This window comes from Methanosarcina vacuolata Z-761 (genome assembly GCF_000969905.1).
In the GTDB taxonomy this organism is placed as follows: domain Archaea; phylum Halobacteriota; class Methanosarcinia; order Methanosarcinales; family Methanosarcinaceae; genus Methanosarcina; species Methanosarcina vacuolata.
Map to the genome: position 1 here is coordinate 3,575,775 of NZ_CP009520.1, position 20,976 is coordinate 3,596,750.

At 40.6% G+C, this 20,976-nt stretch carries 18 protein-coding genes and 1 other RNA gene; 13 read left to right on the forward strand and 6 right to left on the reverse strand.

Annotated elements, in window-relative coordinates:
* Window positions 1–252: 252 nt before the first annotated feature.
* The 5 genes from MSVAZ_RS14725 to MSVAZ_RS14740 all read left to right on the forward strand — a co-directional run bounded on the left by MSVAZ_RS14725 (window position 253) and on the right by MSVAZ_RS14740 (window position 5,724).
* Window positions 253–1,416 (forward strand): geranylgeranyl reductase family protein, encoded by a 1,164-nt coding sequence (locus MSVAZ_RS14725; RefSeq protein WP_048122174.1) that lies wholly within the window; start codon window positions 253–255, stop codon window positions 1,414–1,416.
* Between the two features lie 735 nt (window positions 1,417–2,151).
* A complete protein-coding gene (locus MSVAZ_RS14730) occupies window positions 2,152–3,276 on the forward strand; it encodes a geranylgeranyl reductase family protein (protein WP_048122176.1) in 1,125 nt (374 codons plus the stop codon).
* Window positions 3,277–3,294: 18 nt separating this feature from the next.
* Window positions 3,295–4,419 carry a geranylgeranyl reductase family protein gene (locus MSVAZ_RS14735; RefSeq protein ID WP_048122178.1) on the forward strand — a complete coding sequence of 375 codons (1,125 nt, stop codon included), beginning with the start codon at window positions 3,295–3,297 and terminating at the stop codon, window positions 4,417–4,419.
* Between the two features lie 130 nt (window positions 4,420–4,549).
* Window positions 4,550–4,732: an FAD-dependent oxidoreductase gene (locus MSVAZ_RS21370; protein ID WP_232316118.1), complete on the forward strand. Its 183-nt coding sequence runs from the start codon at window positions 4,550–4,552 to the stop codon at window positions 4,730–4,732.
* Window positions 4,717–5,724: a geranylgeranyl reductase family protein gene (locus MSVAZ_RS14740; protein ID WP_332310053.1), complete on the forward strand. Its 1,008-nt coding sequence runs from the start codon at window positions 4,717–4,719 to the stop codon at window positions 5,722–5,724. Before MSVAZ_RS21370 ends, MSVAZ_RS14740 begins: the two co-directional genes overlap by 16 nt.
* 139 nt (window positions 5,725–5,863) lie before the next feature.
* Here the strand turns inward: MSVAZ_RS14740 and rnpB are convergent.
* An RNA gene (rnpB, locus tag MSVAZ_RS19065) (RNase P RNA component) lies at window positions 5,864–6,221 on the reverse strand.
* A 326-nt stretch (window positions 6,222–6,547) separates the two neighbouring features.
* Here rnpB and MSVAZ_RS14745 point away from each other — a divergent pair.
* The 4 genes from MSVAZ_RS14745 (at window position 6,548) to MSVAZ_RS14760 (ending at window position 10,233) form a co-directional block, all read left to right on the forward strand.
* Entirely contained in the window at window positions 6,548–7,687 is a 1,140-nt protein-coding gene (locus MSVAZ_RS14745; protein ID WP_048122180.1) for a methanogenesis marker 9 domain-containing protein, read from the forward strand.
* Window positions 7,674–8,717, forward strand: coding sequence for a triphosphoribosyl-dephospho-CoA synthase (locus tag MSVAZ_RS14750; RefSeq protein ID WP_048122183.1), 1,044 nt, complete (start codon window positions 7,674–7,676; stop codon window positions 8,715–8,717). Before MSVAZ_RS14745 ends, MSVAZ_RS14750 begins: the two co-directional genes overlap by 14 nt.
* Window positions 8,714–9,361, forward strand: a complete 648-nt coding sequence (locus MSVAZ_RS14755) for a DUF447 domain-containing protein (protein ID WP_048122185.1) — start codon at window positions 8,714–8,716, stop codon at window positions 9,359–9,361. The genes MSVAZ_RS14750 and MSVAZ_RS14755 overlap by 4 nt, the downstream gene beginning before the upstream one ends.
* Before the next feature lie 152 nt (window positions 9,362–9,513).
* Entirely contained in the window at window positions 9,514–10,233 is a 720-nt protein-coding gene (locus MSVAZ_RS14760; protein ID WP_048122187.1) for a dihydromethanopterin reductase (acceptor), read from the forward strand.
* A gap of 223 nt (window positions 10,234–10,456) precedes the next feature.
* Here the strand turns inward: MSVAZ_RS14760 and MSVAZ_RS14765 are convergent, their stop codons facing one another.
* Together MSVAZ_RS14765 and MSVAZ_RS14770 are read right to left on the reverse strand one after the other, a co-directional pair.
* Entirely contained in the window at window positions 10,457–10,963 is a 507-nt protein-coding gene (locus tag MSVAZ_RS14765; RefSeq protein ID WP_048122189.1) for a nitroreductase family protein, read from the reverse strand.
* Window positions 10,964–11,138: 175 nt separating this feature from the next.
* On the reverse strand, window positions 11,139–11,969 hold the full coding sequence (locus MSVAZ_RS14770; protein ID WP_048122191.1) for a metal-dependent hydrolase: 831 nt from the start codon (window positions 11,967–11,969) through the stop codon (window positions 11,139–11,141).
* Between the two features lie 273 nt (window positions 11,970–12,242).
* On the opposite strand from MSVAZ_RS14770, the gene MSVAZ_RS14775 reads away from it, so the two are divergent.
* Complete coding sequence (locus MSVAZ_RS14775) at window positions 12,243–12,662, forward strand: pyridoxamine 5'-phosphate oxidase family protein (protein ID WP_048122194.1); 420 nt, start codon at window positions 12,243–12,245, stop codon at window positions 12,660–12,662.
* Window positions 12,663–13,316: 654 nt separating this feature from the next.
* A complete protein-coding gene (locus MSVAZ_RS14780; RefSeq protein ID WP_048122196.1) occupies window positions 13,317–13,727 on the forward strand; it encodes a pyridoxamine 5'-phosphate oxidase family protein in 411 nt (136 codons plus the stop codon).
* Between the two features lie 108 nt (window positions 13,728–13,835).
* Here MSVAZ_RS14780 and hdrB read toward each other — a convergent pair whose 3' ends face one another.
* From hdrB to hdrA, 3 genes are read right to left on the reverse strand one after another with little or no spacing between them, the layout of a single operon-like run.
* The gene (hdrB, locus tag MSVAZ_RS14785) at window positions 13,836–14,780 is read right to left on the reverse strand and encodes a ferredoxin:CoB-CoM heterodisulfide reductase subunit HdrB (RefSeq protein ID WP_048122198.1); all 945 of its coding nucleotides are present in this window, start codon (window positions 14,778–14,780) and stop codon (window positions 13,836–13,838) included.
* A complete protein-coding gene (hdrC, locus tag MSVAZ_RS14790; RefSeq protein ID WP_048122200.1) occupies window positions 14,734–15,444 on the reverse strand; it encodes a ferredoxin:CoB-CoM heterodisulfide reductase subunit HdrC in 711 nt (236 codons plus the stop codon). Before hdrC ends, hdrB begins: the two co-directional genes overlap by 47 nt.
* Window positions 15,441–17,873 carry a ferredoxin:CoB-CoM heterodisulfide reductase subunit HdrA gene (gene hdrA, locus MSVAZ_RS14795; protein WP_048122203.1) on the reverse strand — a complete coding sequence of 811 codons (2,433 nt, stop codon included), beginning with the start codon at window positions 17,871–17,873 and terminating at the stop codon, window positions 15,441–15,443. Before hdrA ends, hdrC begins: the two co-directional genes overlap by 4 nt.
* Before the next feature lie 554 nt (window positions 17,874–18,427).
* On the opposite strand from hdrA, the gene MSVAZ_RS14800 reads away from it, so the two are divergent.
* Both MSVAZ_RS14800 and MSVAZ_RS14810 read left to right on the forward strand, forming a co-directional pair.
* Window positions 18,428–18,829: a transcriptional regulator gene (locus MSVAZ_RS14800; RefSeq protein ID WP_048122205.1), complete on the forward strand. Its 402-nt coding sequence runs from the start codon at window positions 18,428–18,430 to the stop codon at window positions 18,827–18,829.
* Window positions 18,830–20,281: 1,452 nt separating this feature from the next.
* On the forward strand, window positions 20,282–20,695 hold the full coding sequence (locus tag MSVAZ_RS14810; RefSeq protein WP_048122209.1) for a transcriptional regulator: 414 nt from the start codon (window positions 20,282–20,284) through the stop codon (window positions 20,693–20,695).
* Window positions 20,696–20,976 lie beyond the last annotated feature (281 nt).

The following is a 20,976-nucleotide window of genomic DNA, read 5'->3' on the forward strand; positions in this document are numbered from 1 at the left end:
CCTGCCGAATCTAGGCTGTATCTTCTTTTTATCTCCTTGTAATTCTCTTCGTCATTTTTTGGCCTGATTGTTGTTCTCAGACACAATCAGTTTTTCAAGGTCAGCCTCAAATAAAGCACTGTAAATCTATCTGAAAAAAGTACACTTTAAGCTCTTATTAACAACTAACTTTACACAGTTAGAGACTATTCGCATTTTTAGTAAAATCTTTGTAAGATTGATAACTATTATATTCAAACTTCCACTTTTATAATGATTTATATGAAAAAATATGATGTGATTATTATTGGAGCAGGACCTGCAGGGTCGTCTGCAGCATATATGTTAGCTAGATCTAAAATTAATGTACTTGTTATTGACCGATATCCTTTCCCACGTTATAAACCCTGTGCAGGGGGCTTAACTGTAAAAACATTCAAATCTTTTGATTTTTCGATTTCAAAGGAAGTAAAATACAGTACAAACAATGTTGTAGCCTCATACAAAAACAAGATATTTCATAATATTTCAGGTAATAAAACACTTACTAAAATGGTTGAGAGAAAAGAATTTGATAACTTCCTTATTAAAAAGGCTGTTGATTCGGGAGCAACGTTTCTTGATGGAACGAAGGTCACTGAAGTTGTTTGGAAGGATGGGGAATTCAGTGTCAAAACAGAGGAGCAGTTTTTCCAATGTAATTATTTGATTGGGGCTGATGGTACTAACAGTATTGTTAATAGAACATTTAACATTGTTGAAAAAGATCTTTACGGTTTTGCAATCGAAATTAATTGCCCTTTAAGCAAGGATAATATTGGTAAATTTAATATGACTTTCGATTTCGGAACGATTCCAAATGGTTATCTGTGGATTTTCCCTAAAGACCAATATGCTTGTATTGGAGCCTATACAACAAATAGAAAAATGAAAGATATCCAAAAATATCTTTTTGATTATATTGAGAGTCTTGGGTTGGTACCCGAATCTAAAGAACTTAAAGGGCATATTATTCCTTATTATGGAATCTACTATAAACAACCCGATTTTCCATGTATTCTAGTCGGAGATGCTGCAGGCTTTGGAGAATATTGTACCGGAGAGGGTATTTATTATGCAGTAAAAAGTGGCATCATTGCTGCTGAGGTGATTTCTTCAAGTATTAAGTCGGGAATTTTTGAGTATCGAACACTACAAAGAAGATATCAAAAAGAAATTATTCGAGGTTTGAAGTTAGCATATCATATAGGAAAATTTTTTTACAGCCATCTACCTCTCTCATTTAATCTTTTGATGTCTTATTTACTTGGAGGTATTCTGTATGAATCTGCTTCCAGAGGCTTTACGTTTGATCAATCATTTTCGAAAATCCATGTTATATTATCAAGCTTACTACTGAATAAATCCCATATTTCTAATAACAAGTATTATAAATAAATTTAAAACGATGAAACTGTCACATCAAATAAGACTAATGATTTTCACTGATTCCCCATTACAGAGGAATAAGCACAGAGTAGTTCTCAGATGTAAGTTTCATAACTTATTATTTGGGAAGTTTCCATATTTAATTTATATATAGTATATTAATTATTTATATCTTTAAATATTTTCGAGACCTCATTGCTTTGAGCAATAGCAAGTCGTAAAAAGACAGTAGTTGATGAATTTTCTAGTATATCGATTCTCAAATATATACATAATAAGAAAATAAACATAGTTTATGACACAAATATTATTTTAAAGTCACATGGAATTTTGTAACACGGAAAACGCAGACGGTCGCAGAGTGATTCTATCTGGATATTACAACCACGGAAAACACGGAAAGCACGGAAGAAACACATCTTTACTACTTATTTCCGTGTCTTCCGTGCTTTCCGTGGTTTTCAAAAAATTCATTTTGGACATACTTTGGAATCGATGCACTAGTTTATCAAATATATATAGCTAAATGTAAACAATAAAATCAATTTTTATCGAATAATTAATATTGAATCCCGTATAATGGCAAAAATTACAGAATAATTATCCTGTTGCGTGACAGAGTAGTATAGCCGTCTGGTGTTTTTCATGACAGAGTAATATAGCCATCTGGTGTTTTTCATGACAGAGTAATATAACCGTCTGGTGTTTTTCATGACAGAGTAATATAACCGTCTGGTGTTTTTCATGTATGACGTAATCATTATTGGAGGTGGTCCTTCTGGATCTTCGGCCGGAAGAAGAGCAGGAAAACTTGGACTAAAGACACTGCTGCTTGAGAAAGAAAATTTTCCCAGATACAAACCCTGCGGAGGCGGGCTCTCAGAGCATGCTATGTCTTATCTCGATTTTGAACTTCCTGAGGATATTATTGAATGGGAAGTTACAGGGGCAAAGGTTATTTTCAAGGATCAATCAGTAAACGTACACAAAGGCCATCGGGTATTTGCGCTAGTATCCAGGAACACATTTGACACTTTCCTTCTTGAAAAAGCAAAAGAAACAGGAATTGAAGTCCATACCGGGGAAAAAGCTCTGTCTTGCAGAGAAATGTCCGACTTTATTGAAGTGGATACCAGGGAGAAGACATACCAGGCAAAGTTTGCGATAATTTCAGAAGGTGCCCAGGGACTCATCAAAACCTGTGTGCGCCCCACGGATAATAAAGACGAATATGGAATTTGCCTTGTTACTGAAATCCCTGCTGAAGAAAGAGAAATTGAAGAACGCCTGGGAAAAACCTTAGAACTTCATTTAGGGGTTGCAAGAGGTGGATACGGCTGGATTTTCCCTCACAAAACCTATTATTCTGTTGGAATCGGCGGAGTTGTCAAAGACTTCTCGCATCCTAAAGAATCCATGCTTGAGTTCCTTAAGAAAAATGGATTTTCCGGGGATTATAAACTTCACGGACACAAGATCCCCTGGGGAGGGCTTAAGCGCAAAGTGGTGGGTTCAAGGGTTCTTCTAAGCGGAGATGCTGCCGGATTTGTAGACGCGTCTTCAGGTGAGGGGCTTTCCTATGCGATTCGTTCAGGACAGTTAGCGGCTGAGGTAATTGCAGGAATTTGTCTGCAAGGCAAAAATCTGAAAGATTTGAACGAATATCAGGCTCTCTGCCGGGCTGAGTTCGGGACTCATCTTAAATATTCCCTTATTTTGTCCAAATTAATCCATAGTTTCCCAGAAAGATCTTTCAAAATGTTTATAGACAATAGAGAAATCCTGGATAAGTATCTTGAGGTTATGGATTTCAAGATTGATTATAAGGATTACCTGCGCTGGGCACTCCTGAATTTTAAACTCAGGTAATTTCGAAGGTGTTTGGATATGTATGATCTAATAATAATTGGAGGAGGACCTTCAGGAGCCTCGGCTGGTAGGAGAGCAGGAAAGCTTGGCTTAAACACGTTATTGCTTGAGAAAGACGAATTTCCCAGATACAAACCCTGTGGAGGAGGACTTTCAGCTCATGCTATTTCTTATCTTGACTTTGAGCTTCCTCGTGATGTCATCGAGTGGGAAGTCACTGGGGTGAGGGGTGTTTTCAAAGATAAGACAATTGAAGTGCACAAGGACCACAATATATCTTCGCTGGTTTCTCGAGCTGTTTTTGATAACTTCTTGCTCAAAAAGGCAAAAGAAACCGGAATTGAAGTCCATACAGGAGAAAAGGTTCTGAGCTGTAAGGAAAAAACTGAGTTTGTGGAAGTAATTACAAAAGAACAAACTTATCAGGCAAAATTTGCTATTGTTGCAGAAGGAGCGCATGGGCTCCTTAAAACCTGTGTCAGGCCTGCAGATACCAGGGAGGAATACGGGATATCATTAGTTGCAGAAATCCCTGCTGAAGAAAGAGATATTGAAGAGTACCTGGGAAAAACCGTTGAACTGCAGTTAGGGGTTGCTAGTGGTGGATATGGTTGGATTTTTCCTCATAAAACATATTATTCCGTCGGAATTTTCGGGGTTGCCAAAAATTTTCCTCATCCGAAAGCTACAATGATTAATTTCCTGAAGGATAATGGCTTTACCGGGGATTACAAATTGTCTGGACATAAAATCCCCCTGGGTGGTATTAAAAGGAAAATTACCGGTTCCAGAGTTATTCTCATTGGAGACGCTGCTGGATTTGTAGACGCTTTTTCAGGTGAAGGATTAGCCTATGCCATTCGCTCAGGGCAGTTTGCTGCCAATGTGATTGCCGAGGTTTATCAGCAGAGAGGAAAAATAAAAGACCTTCATAAATACGAATCTGTTTGTAAGGCAGAATTCGGAACTCATCTTAAATATTCCCTTATTTTTTCCAGGTTAATCCATCGTTTCCCAGAAAGGTCTTTTAAAATGTTTATAAACAATAGCGAAATTCTGGATAAATATCTTGAAGTTGTGGATTTCACGATTGATTATAAGGACTACTTGCGTTGGTCCCTCCTGAATTTCAAACTCAGGTAACAGATAAGATAACTTTTTCAGATTTTGTTCTTTCTGCGGTCTTTTTATCGCTCCAGCCTTAATATATTTTAAGGGCAGATTATTCTTATCTGTATATAGCTGCACTTATTCCATAAGCGGGTGTCTTAGCATGTATGATCTGATCATAGTAGGGGGAGGACCTTCAGGAGCATCGGCAGGACAGACAGCTGGGAAAAGGGGCCTTTCAACCCTTCTAATTGAAAAAGAAAATTTTCCGAGGTATAACCCTGTGGAGGGGCTCTTTCTTCTTATTGTTTATCTTGCCTGGATTTCAAGCTGCCTGAGTCCATAATCGAGAGAAATATCCCAAAGGTGAGAGTTTATTTCAGGGACCAATTTATTGAAGGAATAAAAGAAAATAACCTGGCCATGCTGGTTTCCAGAAAAGTCTTTGATAATTTTTTGCTTGAAAAGGCCAGGGAGACTGGAATTGAGATCCATACCAAAGAAAAGGTTCTTGATTTGATTGAAAAAGAAGATTGCGTTGAAGTCAGAACCACGTATAATACCTATCTTGGGAGGTTCGTTCTTATTTCAGAAGGTTCCGGTGGAGTCCTTAAATACAAGGTAAGGTCGAGAGATACAAAAATAGAATATGAACTGGGCCTGGTGTCGGAAATCCCTGATGACGATGAAATAATAAATAACAGGTTTCCAGGCACTATAAACATTCATTTTGGGATCGCGCAGGGAGGTTATGGCTGGATCTTTCCCCATGCCGGATATTATTCTGCAGGAATTGCAGGGACAGCTCAATATCTTGAGCATCCGAAAAAAATACTGCTGGATTTCCTGGAGGAAAATGGCTTATCAGGGGACTTTCCGGTTCGTTCCCATATTATCCCCACAGGCGGGATAAAAAGAAAAATCCTCAATTCAAGGCTGCTTTTGAGCGGGGATGCTGCCGGATTTGTAGATGCTTTTACTGGAGAAGGTATTTCATACGCTATCAGGTCAGGACAGCTTGCTGCGGAGACTATTGCAGATCTTGTGATGTACAGCCAGAAGTTAAGTAGCCTTAAAGCCTATGAATCCGCCTGCAGGCTGGAATTCGGGAATTATCTTGCCAGTTCACTTAAATTGAAGAAAATACTGCATCGTTTTCCTGAAACTTCTTTCAAACTGGCTGTTAGCAACGGGGAGATCCTTGAAAAATATCTGGATGAAGTGATAACAAACAGGAATCATAAAGACTACGTCCGCTGGTTACTGCTGAACTTCTGCCTGACTGAGCCTGTATCCAGAATAAAGTCTCTTACACTGGAAGGAAACGATAAGGATTGATTTAATAAAATAGAGGCAAATAAAGGAAATTGGAGTAACAGAAGAGCGAATAAATAAATGAAAAATCACGGTAAAACAAATAAATAAACCGGATAAAGAAAAAACGAGTAGAAAAAAATAGAGAAAAGTAAGTTTATGCGAGTGAGGCACGTAAGCTCCCTTCTGTTCCTGCAAAGATTTCCTGCCACCCATCAGTGGAGAAAATGGTCCTGATGACTCTTGCAGTGACGGCATTCGGCTATGCGTTTCCAAAAACAACCGGGAGAGTCCGGAATTCTCTTTTTCCCGATTTCCAACTTGCACCCACGAGGATTCGCCGTTTCATCCATTTACCCTGAGACCTCAGCTTCCGCATCATCGCACTTTCAGGGGATGGTTCTCGTTTCTGTGCCAGGGCCCGGGCTCTCGCCCGACATCCTTTACAGATATTCGTGTATCCGGAGCGGTGGGGAGACTTTCCTCAGACCCAAAGGCCCGTCAGCCGTCCAGCCTCTCTCGCATATTATCTTTTAGTGACCTCCATATATTTTTCTAATTATATATATTTTTGGGATGCCTGAGCTGAAAAATACTTTTATTTAATATTACGACATTTATTTTCTTTCTCCGGGCGGTTACAGGTATGCCCTTTCCTCATAGTTTATATAAATTTTGTGTGTTTAGAGTGCGTCCAAATATTAATATATATGCATTATAATTCGTAAGTAATGGATAGACTTTTTCCATCTTCAAGACTTGTCCGAAAAAAGCTTATCGGTAATTTAATATCGGGCAGTAGCTATAATTCTTTTCAGTTTGCAGGCTTATTTTTAAGAGGTAAAACATGAGTGATTGTTTGTTCGATTTGCATATTGGATATGTTCGTTTTAAAAACCCTATTGCACTGGCGCCTATGGCAGGAACTGTCGATAGTGCTTTTGCCAACCAGTATGCAAGCAATGCCGGGCTGGTAATTCTTGGAGCCTTTAACCTTGATAAGGCTTCAATAGCTGTTGCTTCAGCCCTCGTAGCCCGGGGTAGAAAAGAGTTCATTTCCGATGAACCTATGGAGCTTATAAAAAAGGAAATCCGAGCAGTAACGTCCGGAAGTGCCGTAGCTGTAAATGTCAGGAGTACTACACTTGAACCCCTCATTGAAGCTGCAAAAATTGTCAAAGAAGAAGGAGCAATCCTTGAGTTAAACGCTCACTGCAGACAGCCCGAAATGCTCGAAGCCGGACTGGGAGAAGCTCTTCTCCACGACATTCCAAGGCTTTCGGCGTGGATCAAGGCAATAAAAGAAACCGGAGTTGTGCTTTCAGTAAAAGTAAGGGCAAACGTGGTTAATGATATCGAACTTGCAAGGATTATCGATAAGGCAGGTGCGGATATCATACACGTTGATGCCGAAATGGAAGGTTTCGGTACCGACCTTGATGCAATCCTTAATTACAGGGACGCTACAAGGCTCTTCCTTATCGGAAACAATTCGGTCAAGGACTTTGAGGCAGCAAAGGAGATGTTTACCCGAGGAGCCGATATGGTCTCCGCTGCCAGGGGAGTCCTTGAAAATTCCGGACTTATACAGGAACTGGTGGAAAACGTTACCTCTTACCAGCAGTCAATAGGCTGGTATAATGCTCCTAAGCACGTTTGCAGCGAAGGGGACTTCAGGGGACTGGCTTTCTGCTGCCTGCCTGTAAAACCCTGTCCTGTACATGAAAAGTTCCAAAAACTGGGATATACGGCAGAGGAGTTTGCCAGGACAAAGTTTGACTTTGCGAAAGGCACAATGCTTGAATACGGAGAGGACACGTGCTTTGGAAGCCTTGTATGGTGTTGTAAAATCACCAAACCCTGCTGGATCAGAGACGGAGTGTTAAACACAATTGGGCTCTCTGATTCAGAATACATGAAGCTTAAAAAGCAACTGGCAGATTACGTACTGGATCATGCCAGAATTCCGGTAAATGAATCCCATTAATACTGGTTTTACCTGCCAGATACCTGGACTGGCAGAAAACACACATATTTCAAATCTTATTGCCCGTTGTGCCCAGCTAGCTATGCTACTTGAGGTATCAGCCTCTCCAAAGCCAGGAAACGTCGATAGGGAGCATAACTATCCGGATACCTGCTTTGAGCATTTTGTAGCGTCTTCGGTAAGTGTTTACCCTGTTCTCGAACTGGCTGCAAGAAGCAGGAATGGTATAGGTGCACTTATCAGAAGTGCTGTTTGCGAAAGTTCTGCCTGGCAAAAAGGAGGGAATACTCATTTCGGCGCCTTTCTGCTACTTATCCCTCTTTCAATGGCTGCAGGCAAACTCTGGAATTCCTGCGAAAAAACCCCTAAGCTCTTACCAGACGAATTCGAAGTCCTTGCTGCACATGCACATGCATTTGTTCAGGCAACAGATAGTGAGGACGCTGTCGAGTTCTACAGAGCTTTTGAAGTTGCAGGGGTCAGAGTTAACAGTGTGGATGAGTTCAGCCTTGGAGACCCGGAGTCAACATCTGAATTAAAGGCCCAGGAAGTCACCCTTTACGAGCTTATGGATATCGCCAGGGGATATGACCTGATTGCAAATGAATGGGTTACGGGCTTCGGACGCTGCCTTGAGGGAGCAAAAAGCATAACTGATTTCATGCAGGCTCAAAATCCTGGAGCCGAGAATTCAGTTTCGAACTGTTCAGGCACAGGTATCAACGAAGCTATAGTATATACCTTCCTGAAACTGCTGTCCCGGCACAGGGATACTTTCATTGAGACCAAATTCGATAAAGATACTGCGGATTATGTTTCATTCAGGGCAGGCGAGATTCTCTCGGCCTGGGAGGAGGCTTCAGGTAATGCTGAAGCTTCAGGTAATACCACCAGAGACTTTGCAGCTCTGCTCCCTGCTGTACAGGAGTTTGACTCCGAACTTCTCAATAAAAGAATCAACCCGGGTTCAACAGCCGATATCATTATAGCCGGGCTTTTTATTGCCCTTCTGGGGGGCCTGCGCTTTTGACCGGATTTTTTACTGAACGCAGAAAAAAAAGAAGCGAATCTTCATCTGTTGACTCTGTCGATTTATATTCCTTTGGGATCAAAGAAGGCATTTCCGAAACAATTATTAGCACCGGTCTGGAATCCCCCAATGCTGCCCCCATCGGAATAATCGTAAAAAACGGAAGGACTTTTGTCCGGCTTTTCAAAGGTACCCACACCTGGGAAAATGTTTCTAAAGAAAAGCACCTTGCCGCAAACATAGTGTACGATCCCTTACTTTTTGTGCGTTCAACTTTTTTCGATCTTGAGCCATCTGAATTTGACCACGTGTCTGTCCACGGGATCAGTATTCCTATCCTGAAAACAGCTTTAGCCTGGGTCGTTTTCGAATGTACTGATCTTAATGATACAGATCATGCTCTTGTGGCCGACCTTATTCCTGTAAAAGCAGGTTTCAATGAAGCTAACTGGAAATGCCTGCCCGTACCTAACAGGGGATTCAACGCAGTGCTTGAGGCTACTGTCCATGCGACCCGCTACCAGCTTACAGGAGAAGAAAAATATCTTGAGCTAATCCGTCACTATGAATCACTGGCTTCCAAATGTGGGGGAGAAAATGAGAAAAAAGCTATGAAGTTGCTTTATGAGGTACTGGGACTGTGAATCCTTTTTGCGGTTGCCAGCTCCTCAGATAAAATCCTCAAATAAAATTTATGCCTTCTTGTCTACAGTTAAAGTTTGTGACTTCTCATTTTTATTATCCGGAATCTTTTTTTAGAAAATTATATTATCCACCTCTGGCATGACTTATTTCCATGAGCTTTCAGAGAATTGCGTGGGGCATTACAGGTGCCGGGCATTTCCTGGACCGCAGTTATCAGGTCTTTAAGGAAATCAAGCTCAGAAACCCTGAAGTTTCCGTAAACACGTTTGTTTCCAGGGCTGGAGAAGAGGTACTGCGCATGTACGGGCTTGAGCAAAACCTTGTTCAAATCTCCGGCGGGGACTACCTCGAAGAAATCTTCCGGGAAAGCGAGCAGGGTTCGAGTTCTCCTAAGGTCGGACGCTTCGGTCTTGACCGATATGATGTCCTATTTGTCACGCCTGCAACCTCAAATACGGTTTCGAAAATCGCTTATGGGATTGCGGATTCCCTTGTTACCAATGCCGTTGCCCAGGCTGTAAAAGGAAGAGTACTTGTTTATATCGTGCCTGTAGATATTGAAGGTTCAATCATATCCGAAATGCCCTATAATATTGACAGAAAACAGTGTAAGCATTGCGAGGACTGCCCTCCAAGAGAAAACTGCCCTCAGGGTGCAATTACTGAAAAAAACGGTCTAACAGACCAGATCGATCTTCTGAAGTGCAAAGGCTGCGGAATCTGCAAGGAACTCTGCCCCTATAAAGCCATCAAAGGCGGGCCTGTGGAAGTCCTTGTCCGGGATGTGGATATGCACAACGTTGAGATTGTAAAAAGCTTGCAGGGGATTACCGTGCTTGAAAGCCCTGAAAAAATTCTGGATTTCTTTTGAATTTTTATCAAGACTTTTCAAACAAGCCTTTTCAAAAAATGCTTGAGAGCAAACCTTTTGGAAAAAAGTTTGATCGAAAAACTACCAAAGCAGCGTTTTAATTTGCGTTCAAAGATGAGTGATTTTACGTTATCCTGCGGCTTTATCTGTGTATGCCTAACAAAAGAATAATCCTACCAATAATGATTCCATTACGATGGCAGAACATTAAGATGGCAGAACATTAAGATGGCAAAATATTAAGATACTCATCGTAAGCGATTATTTCTTCAAGAGATTTCCTTTGTCTGGCAGCAGGCGATTCGGCTGGGACCCCCACGGTCAGTAAAGCTACAACTTTTTTGTCCTGAGGAATCTTGAGTAGTTTTTTGACTTCGTCTTCGTTGAAAGCGCCAATCCAGCAGGTGCCCAGCCCTAGCTCGACAGCCTCCAGGACAATATGCTCAAGGGCAATGGCAAGGTCGACCTGGTGCCATTTTTGGGAGGGATCTCCAACGCCTGCAATGATGTTTGAGGCGGTACCCACGAATGACTGATTATTGCAAGCAGCAACAAGCTGTTTTTTGACTTCCTCACCCCCGACAACAATAAATTTCCAGTTCTGCCTGTTTGCAGCCGACGGTGCAAGCCTTGCAGCCTCAAGCAGTTTCTCTAGCTTATCCTTTGGTATGCGCTCGTCTTTGTAAGTCCTTATGCTTCTCCGATCCTTAATTGTGTCAAATACACCCATATTAGTCTCACCTGCGGTTAGAAGGTAATTGGTTATTTCTATAATATCACTGTAACTCTTATAAAGGATAATATGCAGCTCGTATAAAGGGTAATATGCAGCTTTACTTTTATAGCTGCATTTTCATGAACAAATGCAGGCTGAGAGGGTATCTTTGTAAAAACTGTTTAAATAGTTACTTCCCAGGGTTCCTTCTTTTTCTTACATCATCTTGCTTCCCTATTCTATCTACTGCTCTCTCTAATTCCCGTACCTTTTTAGCATCCCGTATCCATAGATTATCGTTGTCAGTCTTTGCGGTCAGAAGTATCAAACCCCATATCAAAGCAACAAATGCAAAAATAAGGAGATAAATACCCGATTCGTTTACATCTATAGCTCCCAGTGAATGTAGGATCAACAGTATTGCAGAGGCAAATAACAGGGAAACTCTGTATAAAAAAGGCCTGATATCCCTCTTTCCTTCGATTTTGTTGCCTGTGTAAATACTACCTTTTAACTCACGGGTTCCAAATGGAAATAACCAATTGATTCCTGAAATCGTACAGGAATCTTCGAGTAAATGTAAAAATTGGCCAGATATCAAACCTAAAAATAAGAAACCTATAAGAGTAGCATTTATTCCATGGAAAATAAAATAGCCGATTATTGCTGTCAACAAAGTGAGTACAAAGGAGCTTATGAATACTCCTATAGGCGAATGCATTATGCCTCTATGCTGCTTCTCTACAACGTATTGAAGATTCATCTTTTCTTTTAAGTTAAAGAAACTGAAAGAAAAAACTATCAGCTTGTGAAGAGGAACCATAATGTCATAAATTATTTTGAAATCATAGTGTAACTTGGGCTTTTCGTCACTGTCTGCATCAGGTATCAGCGAGCCTATGACAGTAGCCGCAAGTAAACAGAAGGCGTATACAGGGTGGGAGTTCTCTGAAAATATCAGAGGAATCGTAAATGGAAATATCGTTCCAAGTGTTATAGAAACGTGATCTTTCCCCAACATATAAAAAATACAGGTCTAAATCTATATTAATTTATTTTATATGATATTTGAAAAAAATCCCAAATGAATATTCATAGATAGAAAAATTCCCCGTGAACTCAGAATGGAATTCTCATTCTTCAGGCGAAGTTTTAAGCATATTTACGACTCATATTTATCGCAGCTTACATATCTGATAAAGCTCTTTTCCTGGAGTACTTCAGGATAAAGCTGCTTTCTCATTTCATTTTTCAGGAGAAGGGCCAGAAATAAGTTTGAGATAGGGGATTTAATATGACGTCAAAATTGATGGACTACTTTAACAAACAACCGAGAATTGGGGTTCTCAGCACATCGAGTAAAGACGGGAAGGTAGATTCGGCTGTCTTCGGCTCACCTCAGATGATCGATGAAAAGACCGTTGTGGTTGCAACTGGTAAGAACCGCACGTTCTCAAACCTTCAGGAAAACCCTTACGCAATGTTCCTGATTATGGAACCGGGAGAAGATATTATGGCATGGAAAGGGATCAGGGTCTATCTGAAGCTGAAGGAATCTGCAACGTCGGGGGAGATGCTTGATATGATCAAAAGCCAGATCGCAAAAATAGCCGGCGAGGAGGCGGCAAAGATGATATACGCAACTGCCACCTTTGAGATTATTGAGATGAGACCTATCGTTGATATGGGACAGGGCTGGGAAAAATCAATCTGAGTTCTCAAAGTTGTAGGCATCAAAATCGGAAATCAAAACCAAAGTTGTGGTGACGCACCCGGCTGTAAGTAGAGATATCGCGCTGCTGCTCCGGTTAAAGTGGCTATTCAAAATCAAGAATTTTTATATCCGACATTTTTCTTTTTTCCAATCGCTATCTTTTCCAAATATGCAAGTTTAACTTTGCTGCCCAGCGGTTCCCGCCTGAACTCCTGATACCCGGTTTATGATTAAGAACTGATATCCATCCCGTGCTTGAGAACAGTTGAAAATACTCATACCAGGTAGGAGGACTCGTTTTGTATTCAATACCTTTCATTCTTTATTCCTGTAACATTTACTTTAACAACTGGAAACACAATCAACATAAAAGAAATATATTCTTTTCTTTTATATTTGTAAATTTGTTTTTATTGAATGTCTTTAACTTATTAGTTACAAGTTTTAGTCATAGACTCATTAATAGAGTATCGAAGTTCTTGATGGGATGTACATTAGCAGAATAAAAAGTTTTAAACATAATTAAGACGATTATTGATACAGTCTGCTGATTAATTATATTTTTTTATGACAATATTTTGTGACCAGGCAGCTTCGCAAACTCAACTCTTAAAGGAAAGAAAGCTAAAACAGGCTATAAGAGGAGGTTTAGATATGGCATCAAAATTGATGGACTATTTTAACAAGCAACCGAGAACTGGAGTTCTCAGCACAGCGAGTAAAGATGGAAAGGTAGATTCAGCTCTTTTCGGCTCACCCAATATGATTGATGAAAAGACCGTTGTAATTGCAACAGGTAAGAACCGCACGTTTTCAAACCTTCAGGAAAACCCTTATGCGATATACATGATAATGGAACAAGATACGGACTGGAAAGGGATCAGGGTTTATCTGAAGCTGAAGGAATCTGCAACGTCAGGGGAGATGCTTGATACGATTAAAAGCCAGATCGCAAAAATGGCCGGGGAGGAGGCCGCCCAGATGATGTATGCAACGGTTACCTTCGAGATCACTGAGCTGAGACCTATCGTTGATATGGGACAGGGCTGGGAGAACTCGATCTGAGTATTCAGAAGTGATGTGAATCAAAATAAAAAATTAAAAAATCGGAATAAAAAGATCAAAAGAAAAAATGACCGGCTAAAACCTTAAAATGGAGATTAACTCAGGTTTTTAGATTATGCCGGTCTTTTCCAGAAACCCTTCAAGAGGCACGGAGTGAGTCTGGAAGCCGCACACCTTGTAAGGGTCAGCGCCCATTGAAAGGGCTACGAACTGGGCAATGTTCATGTGCACCATATCATATTTTACGCCAAACTCCTTTTCGATAACCGGCTGGTAGCGGTCATACTGGATCTGGCAATTCGGGCACATGTGAAGCATAAGCTCTACGCCTGCTCTTTGAAGGCTGTCGAGTTTTGTCTTTGTCACCTGAAGCGAGGTACTTTTGTTAAGGTGAAGCTGGGAAAAGCCCATTCCACAGGTAAGAGTCCGGTCTTCGTACCAGCGCACAGGGTCGGCTCCGCAGGCTGCGGCTATGTTATCTATCAACTGGGGGTTTTCAGGGTTTCCGAGGACATCGAGATATTTAACTTTATAGTAATGGCAGGCGTGATGGGATGCAGTTTTAACCCCTGAGAAGTCGAATTTCTTCTGCTCCTGGATTTTATCCACCTTGCTTAAAAGAATCTCTACTGCATGGTAGAAGTTTGTCCTCGGATTCATATCGTCTTTTTCGTAAACAAGATTATCAAAGCCCTTTTCTCGGAAGATAGAGTTGATTTTTTCCCGGACTTCGGTATTGGTATTCAGGGTTTCACAGGCTTCCTTATTTATGGCATAACAGGTTGAACAGAGGCAGGTTATATTGGGATAGCCGCATCTTCTTGCAACTGCAAAATTTCGGGCCGCAATGGCTGCTGTTGTCAGTCCTTCAAATATATCAGTATAATGGCCTATTCCTGTGCAACATGACTGCTCATCATTTATACAGTAATCTACTCCAAGCCTGTCAAAGACATAACAAGTGGAGGTTTCCACTCCTGGGTACTCTTGCCCGACCATGCAGCTTTTAAATAATAAAAGCTGGCTGTCCGGGATATCTTTTATCGCTTTCAAAGCCGAAATCTCCGCTTCTGTTTTCTCTCTTGATGCACTGGTTCTCCAGGAGCTGATGCAAAAGTTTTTCCTGTATTTTTGCTTTGATCCATTTTTCCCTTTCAAAATAGCCTGTGGCCTCAAGAATAGACTGAACTTCCCCATGGGTGTTCCTGACATCCTTTGAACTCAACCCCAGTTCAGTCCGGATTGACTCAAGATCCTTTTTGAAACTGATCCAGCGTTCTCCGAGGTCTCTTTCCATATTTTTAACTCCAGCCCCCGGGACCTTGCTAGCTCCGTTTTCTGCAAGATATTCTCCGATCTCAAGGAAGTAGGCCAGCTTTTCAACTCCGATACCCTCGTTAATAGCCATCTGCCTGAGTACCTGTACGATTGTTACAGGGCTATTATTTCTGGGACAGCGCACATTGCAGGAATAACAGTAGAAGCAGGACCAGATCATTTCAGACTCAAGCACACTGCGGTCATTTTCCAGCACTTTTTTTATAATCTGGCGCGGGCTGTAATCCGTAAAGCGGGCTGCAGGACAGGAAGCTGTGCAGGCTCCGCACTGGATGCAGCGGTCAAGCCCCAGAGAAACAGGTGTCCGGATGCTTTTCTTTGCGGTTTCTGCAAGGGTTTTACATTCCGGGGTATCGTATTCGTTTACATATGGAATCATTTGATCATCTCTCCTTCCTTGGCAAGGCTGGTAAAAGTGCCTGCAAGCCCTCTTGTGTTTGGAACATAAGCTTTTTTGAAATAGAGCCGGTTTCCTGAATCTCCAAGTTCTTTCTTCAATTTCTCGAAATGGCTGACAGTTAGAGGATATATAATCTCAGCTTTTGGGCTGTCTGGAGGGTCCTCTATAAAAAGGACAGCCGATACCCCGTTTTTGAAGGCGTGAAGTAACAGGTCTTTATCAACCACGAGGTTTGTGGGTACTTTGATTAACTTGACATTTGAAGGATAGGTCAGTGCACTATTTCCTATATTGTCGCAGGTTAAGGACGCGATCCCGCTGTTTACAAAGCCCAGCAGGTCTCCTTCTTTGGCTACCCCTTCAACTTCGGCTTTTAGCTGGCTTTTTGTAAAGCCTTCAATCTGAATAGCTCCGTTCTGACAGAGTTCAGTACAGTATCCGCACCCTGTACAGACAAGCGGGTCTACGATAATCTTTCCATTCTCATTCAAGGAAAAAGCCTCGAACGGGCACTTGAGACATTCCTTACACTGATTACAGAGAAGCTGGTTGATAGTTGGAATTTCGTTTACCAGGGCTTTTGGGCTGTCGGCAATAAAGGCCCTTGCTCTTACAGATGCAAGTCCTGCCTGGGAAATAGTATCTGTAACATCCTTAGGGCTCTGGGCAGTGCCACAGACAAAGATCCCGTCCAGTGAGCTGTCTACAGGCCTCAGTTTCGAGTGCCTTTCCTTGATAAAGCCGCTTTCATCCTGGCTGATATTCAGTATACTGGCAATTTTTCGGGTTCCCTTTGAAGGGACCATGGCCGCAGAGAGTACAACGAGATCAGCAGGCAGCTCTGTTATTTTCTGGTTAAGGGTATCTTCGAGTCTGACAAGAAGGCTTTTATCCGGTTTCTCGACAATTTCGGCAGGTCTTCCCCTTACAAATCTAACTCCCATATCCTGGACTGCGCGATAGTAGTTTTCGTAAAAGCCAAGAGCCCGCAAATCGACATAACAGATCGTGACCTCCGTACCTGGATATTTTTTCATTATCAGGTTAGAGTGTTTTAAGGCTGCCATGCAGCAATACCTTGAACAATAGCGGTTTCCACTTTCTTTTTCGTCCCTTGAGCCCACACACTGGATCATAACTATCCTTTTAGGAGTTCCCGGAACGTTCTCTGAAAAATTATCTGAAAAATTCTCTGAAGAATTCTCTGAGGAGATTTTACTACCGCAGGTGCCTGTTGAGCTGACAGCATCAGGGTCCAGGCTGAAATCAGAAGGCCTGACCAATCCACCTTTTGTAGGGCCATTAATCCCAAGCATTCTGGCAAGTTCCATTTGAGTCATAACATTTTTGAAAATTCCATACCCGTACTGGGGTTTCTGGGATGCGTCATACTCCTCAAACCCGGTAGCAACAATAACTGCACCTACATTGAGTTCAATGATCTCTTCCTTCTGTGAAAAGTCAATCGCTCCAGATTTACAGACCTCTGCACATTTTCCGCAAGTCTCGCCCTTGAATTGCAGACAGTGGTCAGGGTCTATGCAGTAGATTTTTGGAACGGATTGGGAAAAACGCAGGGAAATTGCCTTTTTGTCTATGTACCCGCAGTTGAACTCGTTTTCAACCAGGACCGGACAGATGCGGCTGCATCGGCCACAGCCTGTACAGTTATCATGTACGTATCTCGGTTTTTTCCTTAGCCTAACTGTGAAGTTGCCGGCACTTCCGCTTAAACGTTCCACCTCAGTCCAGGTTAAAAGGTTTATTTTCGGGTTAGCTACTACCTCATTCATCAGCGGGCTTAGCGAGCACATCGCACACTCTTCCGCAAGCTTGTCAGGAGAAAAAACTTTGCCGATTTTTGCCATATTTCCACCTATACTGGAATCTTTTTCGACCAGGTAAGTGGAAATTCCGTTATCTGCAAGGTTAACTGCCGCAGTTATCCCTGCAATTCCTCCACCAATAACGAGGGCCTGCGGAACGATATTTACTTTTAGTTCTTCAAGTGGCTCATGATTTTCCAGGCGGTTAATTTTTCCCCGAAGAAGTGAAAGAGCTTTTTCAGTCGCTCCGGCTTTGTCCGGATGCACCCAGGCACACTGCTCCCTTAGATTTGCGATTTCAAGCATTGCCCGATTTAAGCCTGCTTCCTGAATACACTTTTTAAAGAGAGTGCCGTGTTTGGAGGGTGTGCACGAACCTATTACTATCCGGTCAAGGTTCCCTTCCAAAATCTTATTTTTAATAAGTGTCTGTCCCTCTCTTGAACAGAGATACTCATAATCAAAGACCGGGACCCCTTCTGCCTTAAGGGTTTTCTTAAGTGAATTAATATCAATACGTTCGGAAATGTTCCCACTGCAATGGCAGATAAATACAGCGGTTTTGTCCAGGGCAGCGTTCATTATATTAAATCTTTCAGGGATTCATATTTAAGACTTGCCGGAATGCCCAAATAGTTATCCTAATTGAGACAGAACGTATAGAATAATTGCAAAATACGGATAATTTGTGAGTAAAAAAGTGAACTTTAACGTTTCTTTTGCGTTGTTCGCACTATAATTCAATTTCATTGGCAAATGAAACTACAATCAAAATGCGTTTATCCTATATATAAGAAAGCTTGCAGAACCTATGGGTATAAATTGTCCTTCTGTCTGGAAATTCAAAGCCCTCTGCCCACAAAAAAATAAAATGTAAAATTGTCGAGAAGTTTTTATATGCGCATAATTATATATATGGAGAAAGTATTATTATTTAAATCAACAGAGAAAAACAGATTTTGTTAGATACTCCCACAGATCAGAAACTTGTATAAATAGAAATGTATTTAATAAAAGTAATAAAAATGTTGAAAATATAACAAATCTAAAATAATATGTTTCTATTGATCTGAAATACTGGACGGGAAACTAATATCGGAAGCAATCACACTCTGTTCTTTCGGTATAATCGGTAGATGATAGTTGTGGCAGATAATGAGTTTACATCAGAGGATAATGACTTTAGGATGGGAGAGGTTGAATACGAGATGGTGGAGCTTTTAAGAAAGCTTAATATTAACAGGCCAATTGCTCTCACCCTTGCATGCCTCTCTAAAGGAGAGGAAATTTCTTCCCAGCGCATCGAAATGGTATCAGGCTTGAGACAACCGGAAGTTAGCATTGCAATGCGCTATCTCCGTGAAAATGACTGGGTAGACATGCGGGAAGAAAAGAAGAATCAGGGAAAAGGCAGACCGGTTAAATTGTATAAACTGACGGTCCAGATGGAAACGATTATCAATTCAATAGAAGAAGACGTAATGACTGAAAGTAAGGCCGTGCTCCAGAACATAGAACGCCTCAAGAACCTTTCCTAAACTAATTTTAGAGCAGAAATATCACAAACTTTTTTCACAAATTCTCAGAAAACTTAATTCTTAGTTATAAAGTCTGGGTTTTATAACCCGGATTCGACTTCTTATTTGTTAAACGTCTATTATACGGCAGGATAGTTGAGGAAAGTTTAGCTTTTCCTTGAAATTAGGTCATTTTTTTCAATTCTTATGATCTCACTTTTGCTTCTTGTGACCTCTTTATTCCATTTTTGCAATATCTTTGGCGTGAAAATTCTTCCAGGTACTTTCATTTCTTTGTGCCTGTGATTAGAGAATTTCATGTGCGTTTTTTCGGTTCTTTTGATACTGGTTCTTTGGATAGTTGGTTCTTTGGATAGCTGGTTCTTTTAATAGCTGGTTCTTTGGATAGCTGATTCTTTGGATAGCTGATTCTTTTGAGATCTGGTTCTTTTGATACCTCTTTTTCCACTTGAATCTGAATTTTTAAGACGACAAAAGAGCAGCAATTATTAGGATATAAGATCCGGATTTCGCGCTTGAAACACAAAATTAAACAAAATAGACTCTCCAGTTAGACTTGTAATTTATAAAGTTAAAAATCCAGGTTATCGATTTTCTTAGTTCAACTGTACAATTTCTACAAAACAGAATATATAAAGGATACAAGGAGTAAACATCTGAATATAGGTCAGGAGGGCATATCGTGAGCTTTAGCAATTTTTAGTATAAAAATATCCTGCAAATTCTTTTTACACTTATATAAATTTAAAAAACTCGGGTTTAAAAAAAGTAGAGTTTGACGTAAAATTTGAATTTTAAAAAAGTTAAAGTTAAGACAAAGTTTGAGTCATAAAAAAGGTCAGAAATTAAGATTCTGTCATAGTTTGAAAAAGGACCCTGGTTGAGACGGAAGAATATTAAACTTCGATATTTTCAGGAAATTTTTAAGTTTTTAGAACATCGAAGCAAAATCCCTGCGTTTTCAAACGTGGAATGAATGCGTAATCGGCCTCAGCATCACGTGTTCAACTTTGAGAAAATAGTGGTATTGTTGTGTTTTATATATATTGTTAAGTTTTGTCTTGGAAGCTGGAAATGCTACAAGAGCCGCTTAACTTTGCTACTGGACTTAAAATAGAAGGTTATACAGAGTAATTCTGTAGGTAAAAATTTGAACGTTGATGGCGAGAACCGGAATAACAATTGCCCTGGGGCAGTATGGCATCGGTTGAAATTCCGTAGGTGCCCGTCAATTCATTACCGGGAGCTGTCACAAGATTTTAAAGTCAAAGAATACGAAGAGAAGAGTTATAACCTGCGCCGAAAAGGAAAAACAGTATCATCTGGACATTTTTTGAATAAATGAACATCAAAAACACTTAAAGAATTATTAGTTAGTAGTATATATTAAAAAGAGAAACATAAATAAATATTTATATTAATCAACTATATAATGGTTCTTTGGGTGATTAAATGGTAGATGAAAGTGGTCCAGTTATGGATATTTCGGACACAAAAGAAGAGGTTCCGGTAGCTATGGGACCAAACGAACATGAAATGATAGAACTATTTAGAAGAATTAACGTTAGCAGGCCAATCGCTCTGACACTTGCATGCCTTGCAAAAGGCAGAGAGATCTCATCTCAGAGCATTGAAATGGTATCAGGCTTGAGACAACCTGAAGTCAGTGTTGCAATGCGGTATCTCCGCGAAAATAACTGGATTGATATCCGGGAAGAAAAGAAATCAAAGGGTAAAGGCAGACCGGTAAAGTTATACAGGCTAACAGTCCCAATGGATTATATTGTCAGCAAGATCGAAGAAGATATTGTAGCTGAGAGTACAATCGTGCTTAGAAATATTGAACGTCTGAAACACATTGCTTGAAATTGTTCATGGGGATTCATCCCCACTATAATTTTTCCCTAAAGATTAATTCTTTTGTTACAGAGGTATTTAATTTCCGAGACTTTTGCTTATTTTAATTTTTTGAAATATGTAGGCCAACATCATCGGAATTAATGCTAAATTTTGGTGATCCCAGAAGATATTAAAAAATCTCTAATTTCCTAAATTAATTCTCTTATTTTGGCTTTTCGTCATTCTCTATGGATAATACTATTTTTAATTCAAGACAGTGCTGGATTTTATGAGGCTTATGAGGATTT